The organism is Flavobacterium erigeronis (assembly GCF_054075165.1).
This window is the reverse complement of the sequence record NZ_JBSKGP010000002.1, coordinates 385,965-406,740: the sequence shown is the minus strand read 5'-3', so window position 1 is coordinate 406,740 and position 20,776 is coordinate 385,965. Positions and strand designations below refer to the sequence as shown.

The window sequence follows — 20,776 nt, the reverse complement described above, 5'->3', positions numbered from 1 at the left end:
TTATAGTTATTTTTACTTATAACCAATTTAACTGTAAAATATGAAAAAGTACTTAGTTTTGTTTTTCGCTATTGCAGCGTTTTCAAGTTGCGGCAGTAATACTTCTATTGTAAACAGCTGGAGAGATCCCGATGTGACGATTACTCAGGAACATTTTAAAAAAGTTTTGGTTGTAGCTTTGGTCAAAGACGAAGCTTCGAGACGAATTATAGAAAACAGAATTGCTGCAAGTAATCCTGTATTCAAAACTTCGTATCAATACTTAAACGCAACCTCACAATTATCGAAAGAAGAAAAACTAAAGGTTTTACAAGACGAAAATTTTGACGGAGTTGTCAGCATGCGTTTAGTCAGTAAAGAAAAAGAAACTACCTACGTTCCCGGAACTTACACTGGAATGTATTATGGAGGTTTTGACGGATTATATACCGGAATGTACGGTTACGGTTTTGGGAATTGGTACGGAATGTATTCTCCAAACTTCTATGACCCTGGATATTATCAAGAAACGACATCTTATATGGTAGAAACCAATGTATTTTCGCTAAAGCAAAATAAACTAATCTGGACCGGAACAACAGAATCACAGTATGTTACCGACTTAGGACAAACTGTAGATGCCATAATGCAATCTGTTGTAAAAGAAATGAAAAAAGACGGTTCTCTTCCTCCAAAATAAAATTTAGAAAGCAGTACTTAAAACACTGCTTTTCTTTTATATAAAAAATTGACTATTTTTGTCAAGACTTAATTTTTCATCAAATGAAATCTCTTTTAAAAAATGCTCGAGAGCAAAAAGGTTTTAAAACCCGTGAACTGGCACAGCTTGCCAATATAGATCAGGCTTTAATTAGCAAATTTGAATCGGGAACTAGAAAGCCAACTAAAGATCAAATTGTAAAATTGTCTCAGCTCTTAGAAATTGATTATGAAACTTTAATGATTGCCTGGCTTAAAGAAAAAATTCTTTACGAAATTGGCGATGAAGAGTTTGCTTTGAAGGCTTTGAAAATTGCCGAAGATGAAATCAAATACAATAAAACAGTTTCCAATCTTAAATTATCTACTTCATTAGAAAAAATTTTAAACGAAATTGATGCTTTAAAAGAAAAACTAGATTCTCACCGTCAGTATGATAGTTTTAAGATTAAACAGGCTCTTGAATTAGAATATACTTTTGAAAGTAATAGAATTGAAGGAAATACAATGACTCTTCGCGAAACAGATATGGTCATTAATGAGGGTTTGACTATTTCAGGAAAAAGTATGCGGGAACATCTGGAAGCAATAAATCATCAGGAAGCCATTGGTTTTATAAAAGATTTAATGAATAAAAGCAATTCGCTAAACGAACGCGATCTTTTATCTATCCATAATTTAATTTTAAGAGGAATTATTCCTGAAGATGCAGGTCGCTATAGAAAAATTCAAGTCATGATACAAGGCAGCACACACATGCCTCCTCAGCCTTTAATGGTTCAGCAAGAAATGGAAGAATATTTTATTTGGTATGAAATCAATAAAAACAAATTGCATCCTGTTATTTTAGCAGCTGAAATGCACGAACGATTAGCTACAATCTATCCTTTTATTGATGGAAATGGCAGAACTTCAAGATTGATTATGAATTTAATTTTGATGCAAAAAGGATATCCAATTGCTAATATTAAAGGAGATTATGAAAATCGAATGCAATATTATCAATCTTTAGAAATAGCGCAAACCAAAAAAGACAAAGAAGATTTTTTTCTTTTTATAGCTCAAAGAGAAAAAGAAAGTTTGGAAAGATACATTTCAATTCTCACTCAATAAAAAAGCCCGTATAAACGGGCTTTTCTTTTAATTTTTATCTTCTAATAAAGGAACAAATCTAAATTCTCCAAACTCATGTTTTTCAAATTGAGTTTCATTTTTTCTGATTAATAAAGTCATAATCTGAACATCTTCTCCTAGCGGAATAACAAGTCTTCCTCCTATTTTCAACTGTGCCATTAAAGGCTGCGGAATAAACGGCGCACCTGCTGTAACTATAATGCTGTCAAAAGGTGCAAAATTTGGCAATCCTTTGTAACCGTCTCCAAAAGTAACATGCTTTGGACGGATATTTAATTTTGGAAAAAGATTGGAAGTCGTTTTAAACAATTCATTTTGTCTTTCAATCGTATACACTTTTGCTCCAAGCATAAATAAAACAGCTGTCTGGTAACCAGAGCCTGTTCCGATTTCTAAAATCTTATGATCTTTCTTAACTTCAAGCAGTTGCGACTGAAAAGCCACTGTATAAGGCTGTGAAATAGTCTGCCCCGCCCCAATTGGGAAAGCTTTGTCCTGATAAGCGAAATCTTCAAAACTTGAATTTAAAAATAGGTGTCTTGGGATTTTTTTTATCGCTTCTAGAACAGCTCTATCAGTAATTCCTTTTTGTTCTAAAGTACTTACTAATTGATTACGAAGTCCTTGATGTTTGGCAGTATCTTTCAAAATGGGTAGGTTTTATTTTCGCAAAAATAAGAAACAAAACAGGATTTCAAATATTGATTTTTAAATAATAAATTTATAAAGCTGAAACTTGAATTTTAATGTCTCCATTTGTCAGGCTGAGCATAGTCGAATCCCTTTGTTCGTTAACTGTACGTCCTTTGACTACGCTTTAGGGTGACAAGCCAGAAAACGCAACTCACAACTAAGGACTATAAACTAAGGACTAATTAACTATCGACTCACAATTACTTTAAATTCACTTTCACGTTAAACAAATAAATTATATTTTTGTTTAAAATACATTCTCATGTTAAAAGTAGGAGTTTTAGGTGCTGGTCATCTTGGTAAAATACATTTACGCTTATTACAACAATCTGACAAATACGAATTAGTTGGATTTTACGACGAAAATCAAGAAAATGCCGAAAGAATCTCAAAAGAGTTTGGCTATAAAAACTTCAGCACAATTGCAAAACTCATTCACGCTGTCGACGTGATTGATATTGTTACTCCAACACTTTCGCACTATAAATGTGCTAAAGTTGCCATCAAATCAGGAAAACACATCTTTATAGAAAAACCAATTGCCAACACTGTAGAAGAAGCAGAAGAAATTATTGCTCTTGCTAAAGAATACAATGTAAAAGGTCAAGTTGGTCACGTAGAGCGTTTTAATCCCGCTTTTATCGCTACCAAAAACATGATCGAAAATCCGATGTTTATAGAAACGCATCGTTTGGCAGAATTTAATCCGCGCGGTACAGACGTTCCCGTGGTTTTAGATTTAATGATTCATGATATCGATGCTATTTTAAGTGTTGTTAAATCGAAAGTAAAAGATATTCACGCGAGTGGTGTATCTGTAATTAGTGATACACCAGATATTGCCAATGCTAGAATCGAATTTGAAAATGGATGCGTTGCTAACTTAACGGCAAGCAGAATTTCATTAAAAAATATGCGCAAATCACGTTTCTTTCAAAAAGACGCTTACATTTCAGTAGATTTTTTAGAAAAGAAATGCGAAGTAGTTCGAATGAAAGATGCGCCAGAAGTTCCTGGAGATTTCGATATGATTCTTCAAAATGCTGAAGGTGTAAAAAAACAAATCTATTTCACCAATCCAGATGTTGAAGCAAATAATGCGATTTTGGACGAATTAGAATCTTTTGCCAATGCAATTAATACCGATACAACTCCTGTAGTAACACTTGAACAAGCTACAGATGCTTTAAGAGTGGCGTATCAAATTATTGATTGTTTCAATAAATAATAAATTTAAAAAAATAAGTTAGCCACGAATTCACGAATTATTTGCTGAATTCGTGGCTAAATCATAAAATATAATTTCACGGTATACTATGAAAACAATAGCTGTAATTGGAGCAGGAACAATGGGGAACGGAATTGCACATACTTTTGCGCAAAGCGGATTTACTGTAAAACTAATTGACGTTTCTGAAAAATCATTAGATAAAGGAATGGCAACTATTGCGGCTAACTTAGACCGTATGCTGTCTAAAGGAACCATTACGCAGGAAGATGTTGCAAAAACAATCACTAATATTATCACTTATACCGATCTAAAAGACGGTGTTGTAGGCGTTGATTTAGTCGTAGAAGCTGCAACTGAAAATGTAGAATTAAAACTAAACATCTTCAAACAATTAAACGAATATTGCTCACACAATACGATTTTAGCAACCAATACTTCTTCTATTTCTATCACACAAATTGGAGCTGTTGTAGCACATCCTGAGCGCGTTATCGGAATGCACTTTATGAATCCGGTGCCGATTATGAAATTGGTCGAAATCATCCGCGGGTACAATACAAGCGATGAAGTCACTAAAATTATCATGTCTTTATCTGAAAAATTAGGCAAAGTACCAGTTGAAGTAAACGATTATCCTGGTTTTGTGGCGAACCGAATTTTAATGCCAATGTTAAACGAAGCAATTGAAACGTTATACAATGGCGTTGCGGGTGTTTATGAAATTGATACAGTAATGAAATTAGGAATGGGACATCCAATGGGACCTCTTCAATTGGCTGATTTTATTGGACTTGATGTTTGTCTTGCCATTCTTAATGTAATGTACGACGGATTCAAAAACCCGAAATATGCTCCTTGCCCACTTCTTGTAAATATGGTTAGAGCTGGAAAACTGGGAGTAAAATCTGGTGAAGGTTTTTACGATTACAGCGAAAGTAAAAAAGCGGAGAAAGTCTCTAAACAGTTTTTGTAGTATTTACATTTTCTGAATTAAGATTCCCTCTTGCTTAATATATGATTACATTTGAAGGAAATTATAAAAATTTAAAAGCTAGGATTTTTAGTAAAAGACCTATTGGTTACTTATTTGTATTTATAATTTACTCATTTGTACTTTCTATTTTTTTTGAAGACAAAAATCTAAAATATTATGCATATTTTCTTGAATTAGTTCTTTTAGTATTATGCATCATATTGATTAAAAATTCATTTAAAAGAATTATCAATTTAGTTACTATTGATGAAAATAAGATAACTTTAAAGGGTGAAGTTTTCAATGCAAACTGGGAAAAATCTATTCCGCTAAAAGGAACAAAAATTGAGGTTAAAGGAAATCCCTCACGATCAGGATTATGTTCTGTGACCTTTTACATAAATTTAAAAAATGGAAAAAATAAATATACTATAAATCCATTCCAGACATTTTCAGATGAACAAATAGTCGAAATATTTAATGAATTTAAAAAGTACAAAGGAGAGAAAATTATACTTGATGAAAAGTTATATATAATGCGAATACAACAGAAAATAGAAAAATGTTAATAGCATCAAATTTAAATACAATTAAAGCAACCTTACCTGAACATGTAACTCTAGTTGCCGTTTCAAAAACAAAACCTGTTTCAGATTTGATGCAGGCTTATGAAGCGGGTCAGCGCATTTTTGGAGAAAACAAAATTCAGGAAATGACTGAAAAATGGGAACAAATGCCTAAAGATATCCAATGGCATATGATTGGTCATGTTCAGTCGAATAAAGTCAAATTTATGGCGCCGTATGTGACTTTGATTCACGGCGTTGACAGTTTGAAATTATTGCAGGAAATCAACAAGCAAGCTTTAAAAAATAACAGAATTATAGATTGTCTTCTTCAAATTTATATTGCCGAAGAAGAATCTAAATTTGGTTTGGACGAAAGCGAATTAAACCAACTTTTAACATCTTCTGAGTTCAAAGAGTTGAAAAATATTCGTATCTTAGGTTTAATGGGAATGGCCACTTTCACCGAAAACCAAAACCAGATAAAAAAAGAATTTACACATTTAAAATCGATTTTTGATTCCATCCAAAAACTGCAGATTGTTGATTTAAAAACAATTTCAATGGGAATGTCTGGAGATTATCAATTGGCTATTGAATGCGGAAGCACAATGGTTAGAATTGGAAGCAGCATTTTTGGCGGCCGTTAATTATCGAAAACTACCCAACGTGAGACGCACAACGATGCACCTCTACAAAAAACTAAACACTGAGCACCTAATTTGTACGCAATACTTGACATAGAAACCACTGGGGGACAATTTAATGAAGAGGGAATTACCGAAATCGCTATCTACAAATTTGATGGGCATGAAGTAGTTGATCAATTCATAAGCCTTGTCAATCCTGAAATTCCGATTCAGCCTTTTGTTGTAAAACTGACAGGGATTAATAACGCTATGTTGCGTTCTGCTCCAAAATTTTACGAAATTGCCAAACGCATTATTGAAATCACTTCAGACTGCGTAATTGTAGCTCATAACGCTTCTTTTGACTATAGAATTCTAAGAACCGAATTTAGACGTTTAGGCTACGATTTTGAAGCCAAAACACTTTGTACGGTTGAATTAGCAAAAAAATTAATCCCAGAACAGCCTTCTTATAGTTTAGGAAAACTAGTTCGCGCACTCGGAATTCCGATGGCAGACAGACATCGCGCCAGCGGAGACGCTATGGCGACCACAAAGCTGTTTAAAATGCTTTTGGAAAAAGACACTGAGAAGACAATCGTAAAAGATTTTATAAAACTCGAAGTCGAAAAAGGAATTTCTCCAAAATTTTTAGATATTTTAAATCAAATGCCAACCAAAACTGGCGTTTATTATATTTATAATGAAGGTGGTACGCTAATTTATATCGGCAAAAGCCAAAACATAAAAAAAAGAGTCAATCAGCATTTTACTGGAGTTACCACCAAAAGCAAAAGGATTCAAGCAGAAGTTTTTACCATCACTTACGAAGAAACTGGAAGCGAATTAGTAGCGCTTTTAAAAGAAAGCCAAGAAGTAAAAACCAATCGTCCGAGATACAATCGTTCACAAAAGAAAACTGTTTTTCCTTTCGCATTATATGCCGAAAAAGATGCAAACGGTTATATGAATCTAAAACTTGAAAAAGCAGATGGAAGAAAAAAAGAAATTACCTCTTTTGCATCTTTACAAGATGGTAAAAATGCGCTGTTTAGATTTACGGCAAAATACCATTTGTGCCAGAAACTGACAGGTTTATACCAAACCAAAAACGAATGTTTTCAATATAAAATCAAAGAATGCGACGGCGCTTGCATTGGCGAAGTTACTCCCGAAGTTTACAATTTAAGAGTACAGCAATTCATTTCAGAAAATAGCTTCGAAAACAAAAGCATGATTTTAATTGACAGAGGCCGAAATATAAACGAAAGAAGTGCGATTTTAATCGAAAACGGCACGTATCAAGGTTATGCTTATTACGATCTAAATTATCAGATTACCAATATTGATATTCTTAAAAATATTCTGATTCCAATGCAGCACAATCGAGATGTAAAAAATATTATTCAGAACTATATCCGCAAAAGTAAATCGTTAAAAGTCCTTCATTTTTAGTGCAATAAACTTTTTGTATCTTCATAGTATGGTAAAACACAAATCTAAATACGAACTTTTTAGAGAAAGAATAAAAATCATTCTCTACGGAACCAACACTTTAGCAGGTAGAATGTTCGATTTGGTTCTTTTAGGTTTAATCTTACTGAGCGTTCTTTTAATCATGCTCGATACCGTTGAAGGAATCAGTTCTAAATATCACGAGCAATTAATTATTTGCGAATGGGTCATTACAATATTCTTCACCATCGAATATATTCTGAGAATTATTTCCATTCAAAAACCAATAAAATACATTTTTAGCTTTTACGGAATCATCGATTTGCTCGCCGTTTTGCCAATGTACTTGTCCATCTTTTTTCCTGGCGCAAGTATTTTGTCCATCGTGAGAGCGCTACGTTTTCTTCGATTGTTCAAAATTTTGCACATTCCGCAAATCAACCATCAATCTTTACAGCTAAAAGAAGCCATTGATGCGAGTAAAGAAAAAATTCTTGTTTTCATTTATTTCGTCTTAATCAGCACCATTATTATTGGCTCCATAATGTATTTGGTCGAAGGAAAAGAATCTGGTTTTACAAGCATCCCAATGGGAATTTATTGGACAATTGTTACCTTGACAACCGTTGGTTATGGAGACATTTCTCCGCAAACTCCTTTAGGACAATTTATTGCAGCCTTTGTTATGATTTTAGGTTACGGAATAATCGCCGTTCCCACAGGAATTGTAACCGCTGAATTTGCCAAAAAGAGCTTAAAAAACAATACGGTAAACAGTAAAAAAACATGCACAAAATGCCAGTCTCAAGTTCATTTTGACAACGCAAAATATTGTTATGAATGCGGAACAGAATTGCCAAATAATTAATTTAAGAAGCTAATCCAGCTGTACATTGCAACTCCTCCTTATATTTGCTGTTTTTTTAAGTCATAAAAAGAGCTTCCTCTGGTCGCTTTTTTATTCCAAAAAAAACACACAAATATAAGTCCGGGGTTTCCATTTCCATCTGGGCTAAAAAATATGAAATACCTAATAACAATCGTCGGACCAACAGCTATAGGCAAAACAGCCTTGAGCATTGCTTTGGCACAACACTTTAACTGCGAAATTGTTTCTTGTGACAGCCGTCAGTTTTTTAAAGAAATGACCATCGGAACAGCCGTTCCAAGCGAAGAAGAATTAAATGCTGCCAAACATCATTTCATTCAAAACAAATCCATTTTTGAAAATTATACCGTAGGCGATTACGAAAAAGAAGCACTTTTAAAACTAGAAGAATTATATCAAAATAACGATTTTGCCATTCTAATTGGCGGATCAGGACTATATGTCGATGCCATTTTAAAAGGTTTCGACGAATTTCCTGAAATCGCTCCAGAAGTTCGTACCGAAGTCAATTCAAACTACGAAAAATTCGGAATCGAATATCTTCAGGAACAATTGAAAAATCTAGATCCCGATTATTACCAAAAAATAACAATCGAAAACCCGCAGACCTTACAAAACCCACAGCGTATGATGCGTTTTGTAGAAGTTTGCATCGGATCTCAAAAACCATATTCTTCCTTTTTAAATCTAAAGAAAAACAACAGAAACTTCACCCCTATTTTAATTGGTTTAGACGCAGATCGTGAAATAATTTACAGCAGAATCAACCAGCGCGTCGACATCATGATGAACATGGGGTTGCTGGAAGAAGCAAAAGCACTTTATCCTAACAAAGAGTTAAATGCTTTACAAACGGTCGGTTATAGAGAATTATTTAGTTATTTTGACGGAGAATTCACTTTGCCATTTGCAATTGAGGAAATCAAAAAAAATACAAGAAGGTTTTCAAAAAGGCAATTGACGTGGTTCAAACGAAATGAAAATACCAAATGGTTTGATTACTCAACAGATAGAAATGAGATAATTGATTATATCGGAGGTGTAATAAAATGAAATTTTTAAAACTAATAGGAAATGTTTTCTTTCTTTTTTGTACAGTAGTTTTAACTATCGTATTTGCTATAGCTCTAAAAGAAAAGATTGAAAGACCTCATTTTAAAAATCTAAACATTAAAGAATTTATAATTTTTGGAGTATTATTATTTGGCTTTATTTACATAAGTTATAAAATAGTATCGTCATATTTCAAAAAATCTAAAATCTAAAATCAACAATCTAAAATTAAAAAATGCCAATATCTCCCAATTTCACATCAGTTTTAACCAAAGACTGGGAAATCAATTTCACACAATGCACGCCAACTGGTTACTTAAAATACACCGATTTGTGCAACCTTTTACAGCTTACCGCTGCAGCACATTCAGAAGTTGGAGGTATCAGTTTTAGTGATATGCAAGAATTTGATCAAGCTTGGGTTTTAAGCCGTATGCGTGTAGAAATAACTGCTTTGCCAAAATGGCAAGATGTGGTCACCGTAAAAACATGGATTAATAGTTTAGAAAATTCACGTTCTGTCCGTGCACTGGAAATGTATGTAAACGGAAAAAAAATAGTTGGAAGCGAAACATTTTGGGCCGTTTTCAACACAAAAGCACGCCGTCCAGAAGCTCTGGCATTAACTTTTGCACATTTCGAATTATATCCTGACAATAGAGCAACAATTGAAGGCTTTTCTAAAATAAATATTAATTCTGAGAAAGAATCCGTTTTTGAAAAAACCGTTTATTTATCAGATTTAGACATTGTAAATCACGCCAATAATGTAAAGTATTTGGAGTGGTGCCTCGATCATGTGGACCCAAAAAGAATCTTAAACCAAGAAGTGAAAAGTTTTGAAATGAACTTTCTTAAAGAGCTTTCTTTAAACGATAAAGTTATTATTCACGAAAGTGATAATGAAGAGCAAACCGAAACTACTTTTACAATTACAAAAGGCGAAAAGACTTGTTTTGCTTTAGAGTTGCACTGGAAATAATTAAATTTATTCACTGCTCCTGCAAGGTTTCCAAAACCTTGTAGGTGTGCAATTGTACGCCACAAACCTACAAGGTTTTGGAAACCTTGCAGGAAATCAAATAGCAAAATCCAAACAACAAAAAACGATGCAAGTTGCATCGTTTTTTGTTGTATTAGAATCATTTCGATTTCTTTTTAGAGCCTTTCTTATCTTTTTTAGATTTCTTGTTTTCCAATAAATCTATTTTACTTTTAATTCGTTTTTCTACTTCGCTTATTCCAGAATCGTAATCGTGCTGCATAGAGAATAATTTTGCCTGTTTAATTTCTTTCAAAGCTTCTTTGAATTTTTGCTGCACTTCAAGTAACATTGCTTTCTTAATAAAAATTTCGGCTTTATTTATTCCTTTAACAGTCAAAGCAAAGTCAATCAATTTCTCAGCTTCTTCATAATCTTCATTCAAAATCAGCGTCTGCAAATAATACGGATACACTTCAAGCGCATGAATATTAATCGATAAAGCTTCTTGAAAATAAGATTTAGCTTCTTCATAATTCATAAGCTGTTCGGCCTGAATACGTCCGTACAAACATAAAATCATCGTGTTTTTTGAATCATAAGAAAAAGCATAATCCAAAGATTCGATTGTTCCTTCCAACCAATATGGGTAATTATCCAAAGCCTGAAAAAGGTATTTATCAATTGTTTTCATTTCGTAAATCGTTTTTTAATTTCTGACGAGTTCCTTTGTAACTTTTCTCCACTTTATTCTTTTTAAAATCACTTCCTGCAAAAACCCTCACTGGATTTCCGCGTTGTACATTCAATTGGTTTTCCCATTGCTTGCCCACATGATTTTTAAGCTGAATAAGTTTCTCGTCTTCCAGTTTTTTAATTAATCTTTCTGTTGCCAGTTTTTTGTTTTGATGTTGCGACCTACTATCCATAGAAACAACTGCAATTCCCGTCGGAATATGAGTTGCCCGAATTGCCGAACTTACTTTATTTACGTGCTGTCCTCCTGCTCCAGAGCTTCTCATAGCCTGATATTGAATATCATTTTCTGAAAATCCTGCATTTTTCTGCTGTTCAATTTCAAAAATGCCGATAAACCAGTTTTTGCGTTTATGCATTTTCCTAAACTGACTCTGGCCAATCCACTGAATAGTTCCAATCCAAGAATTTACAAACTGATCTGTATTCTTGCCTTTTACAGCAACAGTAGCCGTTTCTATAGTTCCATTTTCTTCGCCAGCTTCTCTTTGCAGTAAAACTGTTTCAAGTCCCTGCTCACGTGCTTCATCCAAAACTTTTTTAAGCACTTGGGCAACCACCCAAGTGCATTCCGCAGGTCCTCGACCCGCTGTTATCTGAATTATTCTTTCCATTTCTTTAAAATTTTAAGAAGCTTTTCTCTATTTTTTGCTGCTTTTACAAATTGTGGCAAACGAGCCACTAAACTTGATGTGTAATTTGCTTTTGAATTTCGTTCTCTCAAATCGGCACCAATATACCTTTCCAAATAATCGATATGATCCTGATTATAAGCCCAGAAAATAGAACCATCAAACTCTTTCTGAAACCAAAGCTGCAAATTGTACCACACATCTTTTACTAAGCCTGTATCTAGCTTCGATTCTTCTTTAACCCTATACGTTTTCGTTTTCCATTCCTCCTGAAAATCACAATGAGGACATTTTGTTTTATACGTTAAAGGCTTTTCTTTTAGCGGCTGCGACTGATATTCGAATTTTTCAAAACAATTATTACAGTATTCTTTTCCATAAGCAATGTATAGATACACGGGTTCTTTTAATTTATGAAAGCAATTTTTGCATTCAAAAACCATATTATGGCATTTCCCGCATTCACAATTTTCTTTTAATTCTGTTTTTACAGTTTCTTTTGATTCGCATTTTGGACATTTTACTAAAATCTCACTGTAAAAATTGCCTAAGAATTTATTTTCATCTTGAAATCTTTCCATAATCTTTTTAGTTTTAACGATCCATTCTAACAATTTTCGGAGTAAAAGTTCCAAGCACTTCAACCAGTTCCGTCTGATTTTCCATCACTTTTGTAATGTCTTTATAAGCCATTGGCGCTTCATCAATATTACCGCCAATTAAAGTCACCTCGTGTTTCTTCAGCTCTTTATTAATCAAACTCTGCGTGAAAGTACTTTTACATTTTGCTCTCGAAAACAAACGTCCTGCACCGTGCGAAGCTGAATTCAAACTCTCTGCGTTTCCTTTTCCTTTTACAATAAAACCAGGCGCTGTCATCGAACCCGGAATAATCCCCAACTGCCCTTTGCTGGCTGGTGTTGCTCCTTTTCTATGCACAATACATTCTTGTCCGTTAACCATTTCCTTCCAAGCAAAATTGTGATGGTTTTCAATTGTCACTACCACTCTTTTTCCAATCGCTTTGGCAATTCGTCTGTGAATATCGTCGTGACATGCTTTTGCATATTCACCTGCTAAATTCATTGCCAGCCAATATTCCTGACCATCGTGTGTATTCAAATCTAGCCAAGCTAAATGCTGTACATTTTTCGGCAACGGACATTGTTTAGTCGCTAAATAAGTATAATGCTTTGCAATGTTTGCGCCCAATCCGCGTGAACCGCTGTGTGACAGAACAGCAAAATATTCGCCTTTTTCCAGCTTCCACTCATTCTCCGGATTATCAATTTTTGCAATCCCAAATTCTACAAAATGGTTTCCTCCACCAGAAGTTCCCAACTGCTTATAAGCTTTTGGTAAAAGATTCCTTAACAGCGGAATATCTTGAAATTCACTTTTATGAAAAACCTCATGATCTACTCTTGATGCATGGGTTTCATACATTCCAAATTTGGTATTGTCTTTCAAAATTGCTTCCAACTGATGTTCTCTTCCTTTAAAATGTGACGCTGGCAAATCGAAAATAGAAAGACTCATTCGGCATCCTATATCAACACCAACCCCATACGGAATCACCGCATTATCAGTCGCTAACACACCCCCAATTGGCAATCCATAACCTGAATGCGCATCTGGCATTAAAGCTCCCGCGACTGAAATGGGCAATTTTAAAGAATCGTACAATTGAAATTTTGCCTGCTGATCGATTTCGTTTTCACCAAAAATCGTAAAAGGTGCTCTTGTGTTATTCAACTGATGCATTCTTACCTGAACAGGATTGATTAAACCTTCAGCTACTTTTCCCCAAGTTCCGTTGCCTTCATACTTTTCAGGATTTAGCAGAACGTCTTTTGCTTCTGTTAGAATGGCTTCTTTTTTCTCTCTTTTTCTATATCTGTTTATTTGCCCTAAGGCTATATTTATTGAATTGTTTTTTGGAAAACCCAACTTAATCAGGTCTTTTCCAGATAATTTATTTCCCATGATTTTCTATCATTTCGTCTGCATATTGCTGATACAATTCTTGCAAACTTTTATTTTTAATTGGACTTGTCTCTTTTGGATTTTCCTTTTCATAGTAACTCCATTTATGAGAACTGCCGTGTATTAATCTGTTGATTTTATGTCTCAGATTATGATTATCAACATAATTATCAAGTAGCTGAATCTGACTTTCTAAAACTGAATCGACCATTTTTGTATGAGTAATCATGTACGGACTCACACGGAGCACATAACGCCACGGTTCGTTAAACACATAATGAACTTTGTAGCGTTTAAAATTGCTGCACCAGCGTTCTCTTTTATAAAAATGCGCTTTTTCTTTTTCGGTCAATTCAAGTTTTGAACTTCTCCATTCCCACTCTGAAAACTCTTTTACAGTTTGGATTTTTTCAACATACACGTGTCTACTCTTTCTTTTCTTTTTTCTTTTAAAAGATTTTTCTGGAGAGAACTGCCATGTATTTATTTTTTCCAATAATTCGCTGTAAAACGAGGCTTCACTTGATCTCGCAACATCGTCTCTTAATTTAAAATTACGCTGCCAGCCTTTTTGATAAGGAATTTCTAAAGGAACCAATGGTAAATCTCTACGTTTTTTCCAAAGTTCAACTTCAAGCTTTCTTAACTGAATTAATTGTTTTTCAAAATCTTCTTTTACTAATCTTTGTTTTCTTCTTTTACTTTTAAAACGAGTATATAACACATACTCATCTACCGTATAATTTTCCATAAAAAAATTATCGTGCATTAAATTAACAGCCAAAAAGGCTTACCTTTTATCCTGACGGATAAATTCTAAAAATCGATTTTCGGGAAAATTTTGAAGAGTCTAGAATAAAAAAAAGCCCGAAACTTATTATCTTCGGGCTTTTTTATATATCTAAAAAGTATATTTCTAAGATTGAAATAAGCCACGAAGAATTGCTTCACCAAATTTGTTTGATGTAAAGCTCTGAGATGTCGATGTAAGTACAAACACTATTTCTTCGTTTTAAAGGGTTATTAATTTTTTCGTCTGCAAATATTCATAATACTTTTTTGATTTTCCAAATTTATTTTAAGAAAAATCATTATAAAAAACACATACACCTAAAAATCAACAACATAAAGGAACAAAAAATTATATGCCACAAAGTCGCAAAGACACAAAGAGAGTTTAAAAAACTTTGTGTCTTTGCGACTTTGTGGCTAAAAAACAAGCATAAAAAAAGCCCTGATTTCTCAGAGCTTATATTTTTTTGGTGAATTATTATTCAGAAACTTTGCTTTTAATCACTAATCTGAAACCTTCTCCGTGGATATTTAAGATTTCAACATCCTCGTCTGCTTTTAGATATTTTCTCAATTTAGCGATGTAAACGTCCATACTTCTTGATGTAAAGTAGTTGTCGTCTCTCCAGATTTTAGTTAACGCTAATTCTCTTGGCATTAAATCATTTTCATGAAGAATAAGCATTTTAAGCAATTCATTTTCTTTTGGAGACAATTTAATTGGCTCTTCATCTTGGAAAGTCAAGAATCTTAGTTTTGAATTTAAGTGGAATTTACCAATGTTAAACTCAAACTGCACTTGCTCTGCTTTTGTATCAGCTGATTTTCTTTGAATGATTGCTTTAATTTTCATTAAAAGAACTTCAGAATCAAAAGGTTTATTTAAATAGTCATCTGCACCAGCTTTATAACCTTTTAACACATCTTCTTTCATAGATTTTGCTGTTAAAAAGATAATTGGCACTTCACTGTTCTTCTCTCTAATTTCTTTGGCTAAAGTGTAACCATCTTTATAAGGCATCATGACATCAAGAATACATAAATCATATACATCTTTCTTGAATTTTTCGAAACCTTCCATACCGTTTTTAGCTAAAGTAACTTCAAAGTCATTTAACATTAGATAATCTTTAAGAACTGCCCCAAAATTTAGGTCATCTTCTACTAAAAGTATTCTTTTGTTATTATTTTCCATATTTTAATTTATTAATGGTATTTTTATTATAAAGGTGCTACCCTTCCCTTTTTCGCTTTCTACATATACTTGACCATTGTGATCCTCTACTATTCTTTTTACGTATGCAAGCCCTAAACCATGTCCTTTTACATTATGAAGATCACCTGTGTGCTCTCTGTAAAATTTCTCAAATACTCGTTTTTGAGCTATCTTACTCATTCCCAATCCATGGTCTCTCACTTTAATCAAAATCATATCTTTAATGTTTTCAGTAAAGATTTCGATCTCTGGCGCATCTGGAGAATATTTAATGGCATTTTCCAAAATATTAACCAGCACGTTCGTAAAGTGAACTTCATTAATCAAACAGGTTGTTCTTGCTGCATTGTAATGTCTTACTACAGTACCTTTTCTGTCTTCTAAAATAAGATTCACATGCTCAATAGCATCGTCAATTATATCTGTAACTACAGTTGGCTCTTTCGTAATATCAAGCTCTCGTTTTTCTAATTTTGAAATACGCAATACGTTTTCAACCTGAGCGTGCATTCTTTTATTTTCGTCTCTAATCATCTGAAGATAACGGTAAACCTTTTCTTTATCTTCAATAACTTTCGGACTTCTTATAGCATCAAGTGCTAAATTTATGGTTGCAATTGGAGTTTTAAACTCATGCGTCATATTATTAATAAAATCGGTTTTGATTTCAGAAATATGCTTCTGACGCAATAATTGATTTAACGCACTCGTGTATGCAACTATTATAATTAATGTAAAAACTATTGACAAAATAGTTATACTTAATAATTCAGATAATAAGAATTTCTTTTTATGTGGGAACGTTACCGACAATTCGTATTTACTATTCCCTTCATTATCAGTATAAATCGGAATATTATAAGTAGCTTCTTTATCAAAATGAAATCCGTCAGATTTTATTTTTGTCGGAACGCCACTGCTGTATATTCCGAATTCAAATTTGGTCTTAACACCATATTCTTCCAACTCTTTCTTTAACAATTTATAAAGTTTGTCTTTTGTAATTCTCCCTTCAATTGGAGTCAAAGAGGCAATGTCTTTATATTGAATCTGCTGCTGAACTTTATTTAAAATATCCAGACTTCCTGATTTTTCAAATCTCTGATCCGGAATAATACTTTGTCCTAAATTATTATTGTCAATTCCGCCATTGTTATTATAAACTTCTGTTACCCTCTTTGAACTAAAACTTTTAAAACGTTCACTGCTGAACTTTTTATTAAAAATAGATCCATTGATATCGTAATCTTCAGATGTCAGTGTACTGGAATAAACAATGGTTTTATTCGTTTTAGTGTTACGCTGTACATAAAGCACTTCTAGTAAATCTTCTTTTTTTGGAATTTTCCCCGTGCTGTCTTTAATACGGTTGTATTTGTCGTAGAAACTGTACTCTTCTTGCTGTTCCAGTTTATCTGCAACATTTCCAATTACTTGAGTAACGTGGTATTTAAACTGCTCTTCATTATTTTTGAACGAAGAATTGAACCAAAATACTTGAACCAGAATTATCCCTATTAAGGACAGACTCATCAGTAAAACAAGTATTCTAAAAAATAATTTATTCATCGAAACAAAATTAATATTTTAACAATATACTAAATAATACATTAACCAAATATTAACATTTAAGACTGTTTTTGTTTTATCTTTAAAATTTTAAGAATTTCCACAACTTCTTCTTTGGCTTTTTTAAGATTATTGTTATTAATCACGAAATTGCTCTTAGAAATTCGTTTTTCGTCATTCCACTGCATTTTCATTCTGCTTAAAACCTGTTCGCGGGTGGTATTATCTCTTTTTATAACCCTTTCAATTCTCACTTCTTCTGGAGCTGTAACAGTTATTATAACATCACAATCTTTATATCTACCGCTTTCAAATAAAATGGCGGCTTCATACATTACATAATCGTAATTTTCATGCTTTTTTACCCAATCTTCAAAATCTAATTTTACAGCTGGATGCACAATTCCATTTAATTTTGCCAACTGTTCTTTATCATTAAAAACAACCTGCGCTAACTTGGCACGATTTAAAACTTCATCATCAAAAACATTGCCACCAAAAGCAGATTTTACTTCTTCGAGAATATTTTTTGACTGCATCACTCTTTTAGCGCCGTCATCAGCTATGTAAACAGGAACGCCCATTTCTTCAAAATAGTTCGCAACAGTCGTTTTACCGCTGCCAATTCCTCCTGTAAGACCAATAACTTTTGTCATTCTTATAATTTAAAAAACATACGCGGAAAAGCTTCCTGTGGTTTTTTCTTTAATAAAATCACTTTAAAATATGATTTTAAAAATCCTGTTCCATAACCATAAAACTGTTTCCACACCGCTATTACAGATAGGTATCCAATCTTAATACTTTTGTTTTGAATACTGGCTGTAAGAAAAATTATAACGAAATATACGAAATATAATTGTAATAAAATATCGATATTGAAAATTAACAATAAAAAAGCTAATAATAATCCCAATATAAAGAGAGTCGGGAAGAAAAAAGTCAGCTTATTATGTTCTGGATACCAGCTATTTAAAATAGGACGGGCAATACCAAATTTATTTACCTGAATAGAGAATTTTTCCCAATCAATTCTTCTTTTATGGTATACATAAGCCTCTTTAAACAGCCTTGTTTCAAAACCTAAATTCCATAAACGGATGGATAAATCTGGGTCTTCGCCTGGGTGAATATTTCCAAAACCTTTTGAAGCTTCAAAAGCTTTTCTAGAAATCCCCATATTAAAACTACGAGGCTGAAACTTATTTATCTTCTCAGAACCACCTCTAATTCCGCCTGTAGTCAAGAAAGACGTCATAGCAAAATTGATGGCTTTCTGAATATCAGAAAAGCTGTCTAAAGCTTTGTCTGGCCCTCCAAAACAATCTACATAATTAGCATCTAGCTCTTTACGAACTTCAGTTAAATATTGCGACGGAATAATACAATCTGAGTCAAAAATGATGAAATAATCGCCCCTAGCGCGCTGCATTCCGTAATTTCTAGAATCTCCAGGCCCTGAATTTTCTTTAAAATAATATGATATATTTAATTTTCCTTGATAATTCATCACCACATCTCGACATGGAATAGAAGATCCATCTTCGACAAGAACAATTTCAAAAGCTTCATTATAATCAGATTTTGAGAGACTTTCTAAAAGCTCATCAACTTCATCTGGACGATTATACACGGGTATAATTAAAGAAAAAATCATAGCAGAATATGCGTTATTAAAGGGTATATTTTTATTGTGTCAAAATTTTAACAAAGATATGGTTTATTAACAAAAAAACCATCAACTTTTGGCTGATGGTTTTTCGTTTTACTTAGTAAAAATAGTATTATTTGATGCTTTCTATATTAACAACTTCGTTAGTATCTGCGTTGTAATCAACACCAGGAACTTCAAATCCGAATAAATTTAAGAAATCGCTTCTATAACCTGCTAAATCACCAATTTCTGGCAATGATTCAGTTGTAGCTTCTTCCCAAAGTTTAGCTACTTTAGCCTGAACATCTTCACGCATTTCCCAGTCATCAATTCTGATTCTTCCTTTTTCATCAACAGGAACTTCAGAACCATTGTATAATCTGTCTTGGAATAAACGCTGAATCTGCTCGATACATCCTTCGTGAATTCCTTCTTCTTTCATGATTTTATAAAGAAGAGAAATATATAATGGAATTACAGGAATTGCAGAACTTGCCTGAGTTACCAAAGCTTTATTTACAGAAACATACGCTTTTCCGCCTAAAGATTCTAAACTATCTGAAATTGTAAATGCTGTAGCCTCTAAATGATCTTTTGCACGTCCGATAGTTCCTTTACGGTAAACTGCTTCAGTTAAAGCTGGCCCGATATAAGAATATGCAACTGTTGTAGCACCTTCTGCTAATAAGTTTTCACTTTTTAGAGCTTCTATCCACATTGCCCAGTCTTCACCACCCATAACCGCTACAGTGTTTTCAATATCTTCCTCATTTGCAGGAGCGATAGAAACATCTGAAACTTTTCCTGTGTGGAAATCAACTGTTTTATTTGTAAAAGTTTGTCCAATTGGTTTTAAAACTGAACGATGCGTAACACCTGTATTTGGATTTGTACGTACTGGAGATGCTAAACTGTAAATGATAAGATCTACTTGTCCTAAATCTGCTTTAATCAAATCTAAAGTTTCTCTTTTAATTTCATTTGAGAATGCATCGCCATTAATACTTTTTGCATATAAACCTGCTTTATGAGCTTCTTTTTCGAATGCTGCAGAGTTATACCATCCTGGAGAAGCTGTTTTTCCTTCAACTGGAGGTTTTTCAAAAAACACTCCAATTGTTGATGCACCAGAACCAAAAGCACTAGTAATTCTTGAAGCTAACCCGAAACCTGTAGAAGCACCAATAACTAAAACTTTTTTAGCTCCAGCGATTTCTCCTTTAGATTTTACGTATTCGATTTGATTTTTTACATTTTGCTCAGCTCCCGTTGGGTGGGCAGTCAAGCAAATAAATCCTCTCATTCTAGGTTCTATAATCATCTTTGCAATTTATTTTTTTTGTATTATTTCAATTTCAGTTTTAATTTTTCAAAAATAGACATTTTATCTTTAACCCTTTTCATATTAGCCTTCATATTGTCAATAAAATTTGGGTTCAATGCGTTTTTCGTAGCCTCTTTATAATAGTTATGAGCAATCGTATATTCACTCTCATACTCAGCCATTCTTCCTAATTCACTGTTATATGTAGAGTTATCTGCATTTTCCAAATTGGCTAATGTAAAAGCAATATGCTGTTTTGCTTCCGCATATCTTCCAATATCTATCAATAAATAGGTATAATTTAAATACGGCGCAGAATATTTTGGATCAAATTTCATGGCCAATTTATAGTGATAAACTCCTTTATCATAATCATTCAGTTTGTTGTAATAAATCCATCCTAAGTGATTATGTGCCTTTCCAAAATCTGGATATTGCGACAAGATTTCTTCCAGCAGTTCTTTTGCATCTGCTGAATTTCCTTCAGAAATTAATGAATCTGCTTTTATAAACTGATTTTCGTAAAAACTCAAACTCTCCATT

Annotated in this window: 22 protein-coding genes; 10 read left to right on the top strand and 12 right to left on the bottom strand. The window is 33.2% G+C overall.

Going from position 1 to position 20,776, the window contains the following annotated elements:
• The first annotated feature begins 40 nt into the window (after nucleotides 1-40).
• Both ACWA1F_RS05800 and ACWA1F_RS05795 read left to right on the top strand, forming a co-directional pair.
• Entirely contained in the window at nucleotides 41-679 is a 639-nt protein-coding gene (locus ACWA1F_RS05800; RefSeq protein WP_456892359.1) for a hypothetical protein, read from the top strand.
• An 83-nt stretch (nucleotides 680-762) separates the two neighbouring features.
• Complete coding sequence (locus ACWA1F_RS05795) at nucleotides 763-1,812, top strand: Fic family protein (RefSeq protein WP_456892357.1); 1,050 nt, start codon at nucleotides 763-765, stop codon at nucleotides 1,810-1,812.
• A gap of 27 nt (nucleotides 1,813-1,839) precedes the next feature.
• On the opposite strand, the gene ACWA1F_RS05790 is transcribed toward ACWA1F_RS05795, so the two are convergent.
• A complete protein-coding gene (locus ACWA1F_RS05790; RefSeq protein ID WP_306157756.1) occupies nucleotides 1,840-2,481 on the bottom strand; it encodes a protein-L-isoaspartate(D-aspartate) O-methyltransferase in 642 nt (213 codons plus the stop codon).
• 307 nt (nucleotides 2,482-2,788) lie between these two features.
• On the opposite strand from ACWA1F_RS05790, the gene ACWA1F_RS05785 reads away from it, so the two are divergent.
• The 8 genes from ACWA1F_RS05785 to ACWA1F_RS05750 all read left to right on the top strand — a co-directional run bounded on the left by ACWA1F_RS05785 (nucleotide 2,789) and on the right by ACWA1F_RS05750 (nucleotide 10,304).
• Nucleotides 2,789-3,754, top strand: a complete 966-nt coding sequence (locus tag ACWA1F_RS05785) for a Gfo/Idh/MocA family protein (protein WP_306157754.1) — start codon at nucleotides 2,789-2,791, stop codon at nucleotides 3,752-3,754.
• Between the two features lie 88 nt (nucleotides 3,755-3,842).
• Nucleotides 3,843-4,730: a 3-hydroxyacyl-CoA dehydrogenase family protein gene (locus ACWA1F_RS05780; RefSeq protein WP_456892354.1), complete on the top strand. Its 888-nt coding sequence runs from the start codon at nucleotides 3,843-3,845 to the stop codon at nucleotides 4,728-4,730.
• Between the two features lie 41 nt (nucleotides 4,731-4,771).
• Complete coding sequence (locus tag ACWA1F_RS05775) at nucleotides 4,772-5,299, top strand: hypothetical protein (RefSeq protein WP_456892352.1); 528 nt, start codon at nucleotides 4,772-4,774, stop codon at nucleotides 5,297-5,299.
• The gene (locus ACWA1F_RS05770; RefSeq protein WP_456892350.1) at nucleotides 5,293-5,946 is read left to right on the top strand and encodes a YggS family pyridoxal phosphate-dependent enzyme; all 654 of its coding nucleotides are present in this window, start codon (nucleotides 5,293-5,295) and stop codon (nucleotides 5,944-5,946) included. The genes ACWA1F_RS05775 and ACWA1F_RS05770 overlap by 7 nt, the downstream gene beginning before the upstream one ends.
• Before the next feature lie 72 nt (nucleotides 5,947-6,018).
• The gene (locus tag ACWA1F_RS05765; RefSeq protein WP_306157748.1) at nucleotides 6,019-7,380 is read left to right on the top strand and encodes an exonuclease domain-containing protein; all 1,362 of its coding nucleotides are present in this window, start codon (nucleotides 6,019-6,021) and stop codon (nucleotides 7,378-7,380) included.
• Between the two features lie 28 nt (nucleotides 7,381-7,408).
• The gene (locus ACWA1F_RS05760) at nucleotides 7,409-8,248 is read left to right on the top strand and encodes an ion transporter (protein ID WP_456892348.1); all 840 of its coding nucleotides are present in this window, start codon (nucleotides 7,409-7,411) and stop codon (nucleotides 8,246-8,248) included.
• 153 nt (nucleotides 8,249-8,401) lie between these two features.
• Nucleotides 8,402-9,322 carry a tRNA (adenosine(37)-N6)-dimethylallyltransferase MiaA gene (gene miaA / locus ACWA1F_RS05755; RefSeq protein WP_456892346.1) on the top strand — a complete coding sequence of 307 codons (921 nt, stop codon included), beginning with the start codon at nucleotides 8,402-8,404 and terminating at the stop codon, nucleotides 9,320-9,322.
• A gap of 235 nt (nucleotides 9,323-9,557) precedes the next feature.
• Nucleotides 9,558-10,304 (top strand): acyl-[acyl-carrier-protein] thioesterase, encoded by a 747-nt coding sequence (locus ACWA1F_RS05750; protein ID WP_456892344.1) that lies wholly within the window; start codon nucleotides 9,558-9,560, stop codon nucleotides 10,302-10,304.
• Between the two features lie 160 nt (nucleotides 10,305-10,464).
• Here ACWA1F_RS05750 and ACWA1F_RS05745 read toward each other — a convergent pair whose 3' ends face one another.
• From ACWA1F_RS05745 to ACWA1F_RS05695, 11 genes are all read right to left on the bottom strand, one after another.
• Nucleotides 10,465-10,998 (bottom strand): hypothetical protein, encoded by a 534-nt coding sequence (locus ACWA1F_RS05745; RefSeq protein WP_456892342.1) that lies wholly within the window; start codon nucleotides 10,996-10,998, stop codon nucleotides 10,465-10,467.
• Nucleotides 10,985-11,674 (bottom strand): peptide chain release factor H, encoded by a 690-nt coding sequence (gene prfH / locus ACWA1F_RS05740; RefSeq protein WP_456892340.1) that lies wholly within the window; start codon nucleotides 11,672-11,674, stop codon nucleotides 10,985-10,987. Before prfH ends, ACWA1F_RS05745 begins: the two co-directional genes overlap by 14 nt.
• Nucleotides 11,662-12,273 carry a hypothetical protein gene (locus tag ACWA1F_RS05735; protein ID WP_456892338.1) on the bottom strand — a complete coding sequence of 204 codons (612 nt, stop codon included), beginning with the start codon at nucleotides 12,271-12,273 and terminating at the stop codon, nucleotides 11,662-11,664. The genes prfH and ACWA1F_RS05735 overlap by 13 nt, the downstream gene beginning before the upstream one ends.
• Nucleotides 12,274-12,286: 13 nt before the next feature.
• Nucleotides 12,287-13,678 (bottom strand): RtcB family protein, encoded by a 1,392-nt coding sequence (locus ACWA1F_RS05730; protein WP_456892336.1) that lies wholly within the window; start codon nucleotides 13,676-13,678, stop codon nucleotides 12,287-12,289.
• On the bottom strand, nucleotides 13,668-14,429 hold the full coding sequence (locus ACWA1F_RS05725) for a hypothetical protein (RefSeq protein WP_456892334.1): 762 nt from the start codon (nucleotides 14,427-14,429) through the stop codon (nucleotides 13,668-13,670). Before ACWA1F_RS05725 ends, ACWA1F_RS05730 begins: the two co-directional genes overlap by 11 nt.
• Nucleotides 14,430-14,948: 519 nt before the next feature.
• Nucleotides 14,949-15,665, bottom strand: a complete 717-nt coding sequence (locus ACWA1F_RS05720) for a response regulator transcription factor (RefSeq protein ID WP_125722891.1) — start codon at nucleotides 15,663-15,665, stop codon at nucleotides 14,949-14,951.
• Nucleotides 15,666-15,668: 3 nt separating this feature from the next.
• On the bottom strand, nucleotides 15,669-17,255 hold the full coding sequence (locus ACWA1F_RS05715) for a sensor histidine kinase (protein WP_456892332.1): 1,587 nt from the start codon (nucleotides 17,253-17,255) through the stop codon (nucleotides 15,669-15,671).
• Between the two features lie 59 nt (nucleotides 17,256-17,314).
• Entirely contained in the window at nucleotides 17,315-17,911 is a 597-nt protein-coding gene (coaE, locus tag ACWA1F_RS05710) for a dephospho-CoA kinase (RefSeq protein ID WP_456892330.1), read from the bottom strand.
• A 2-nt stretch (nucleotides 17,912-17,913) separates the two neighbouring features.
• A complete protein-coding gene (locus ACWA1F_RS05705; protein WP_306157728.1) occupies nucleotides 17,914-18,912 on the bottom strand; it encodes a glycosyltransferase family 2 protein in 999 nt (332 codons plus the stop codon).
• 127 nt (nucleotides 18,913-19,039) lie between these two features.
• On the bottom strand, nucleotides 19,040-20,230 hold the full coding sequence (gene fabV, locus ACWA1F_RS05700) for an enoyl-ACP reductase FabV (protein WP_456892327.1): 1,191 nt from the start codon (nucleotides 20,228-20,230) through the stop codon (nucleotides 19,040-19,042).
• 23 nt (nucleotides 20,231-20,253) lie between these two features.
• Nucleotides 20,254-20,775, bottom strand: a complete 522-nt coding sequence (locus tag ACWA1F_RS05695) for a tetratricopeptide repeat protein (RefSeq protein WP_456892325.1) — start codon at nucleotides 20,773-20,775, stop codon at nucleotides 20,254-20,256.
• Nucleotide 20,776: the final 1 nt, after the last annotated feature.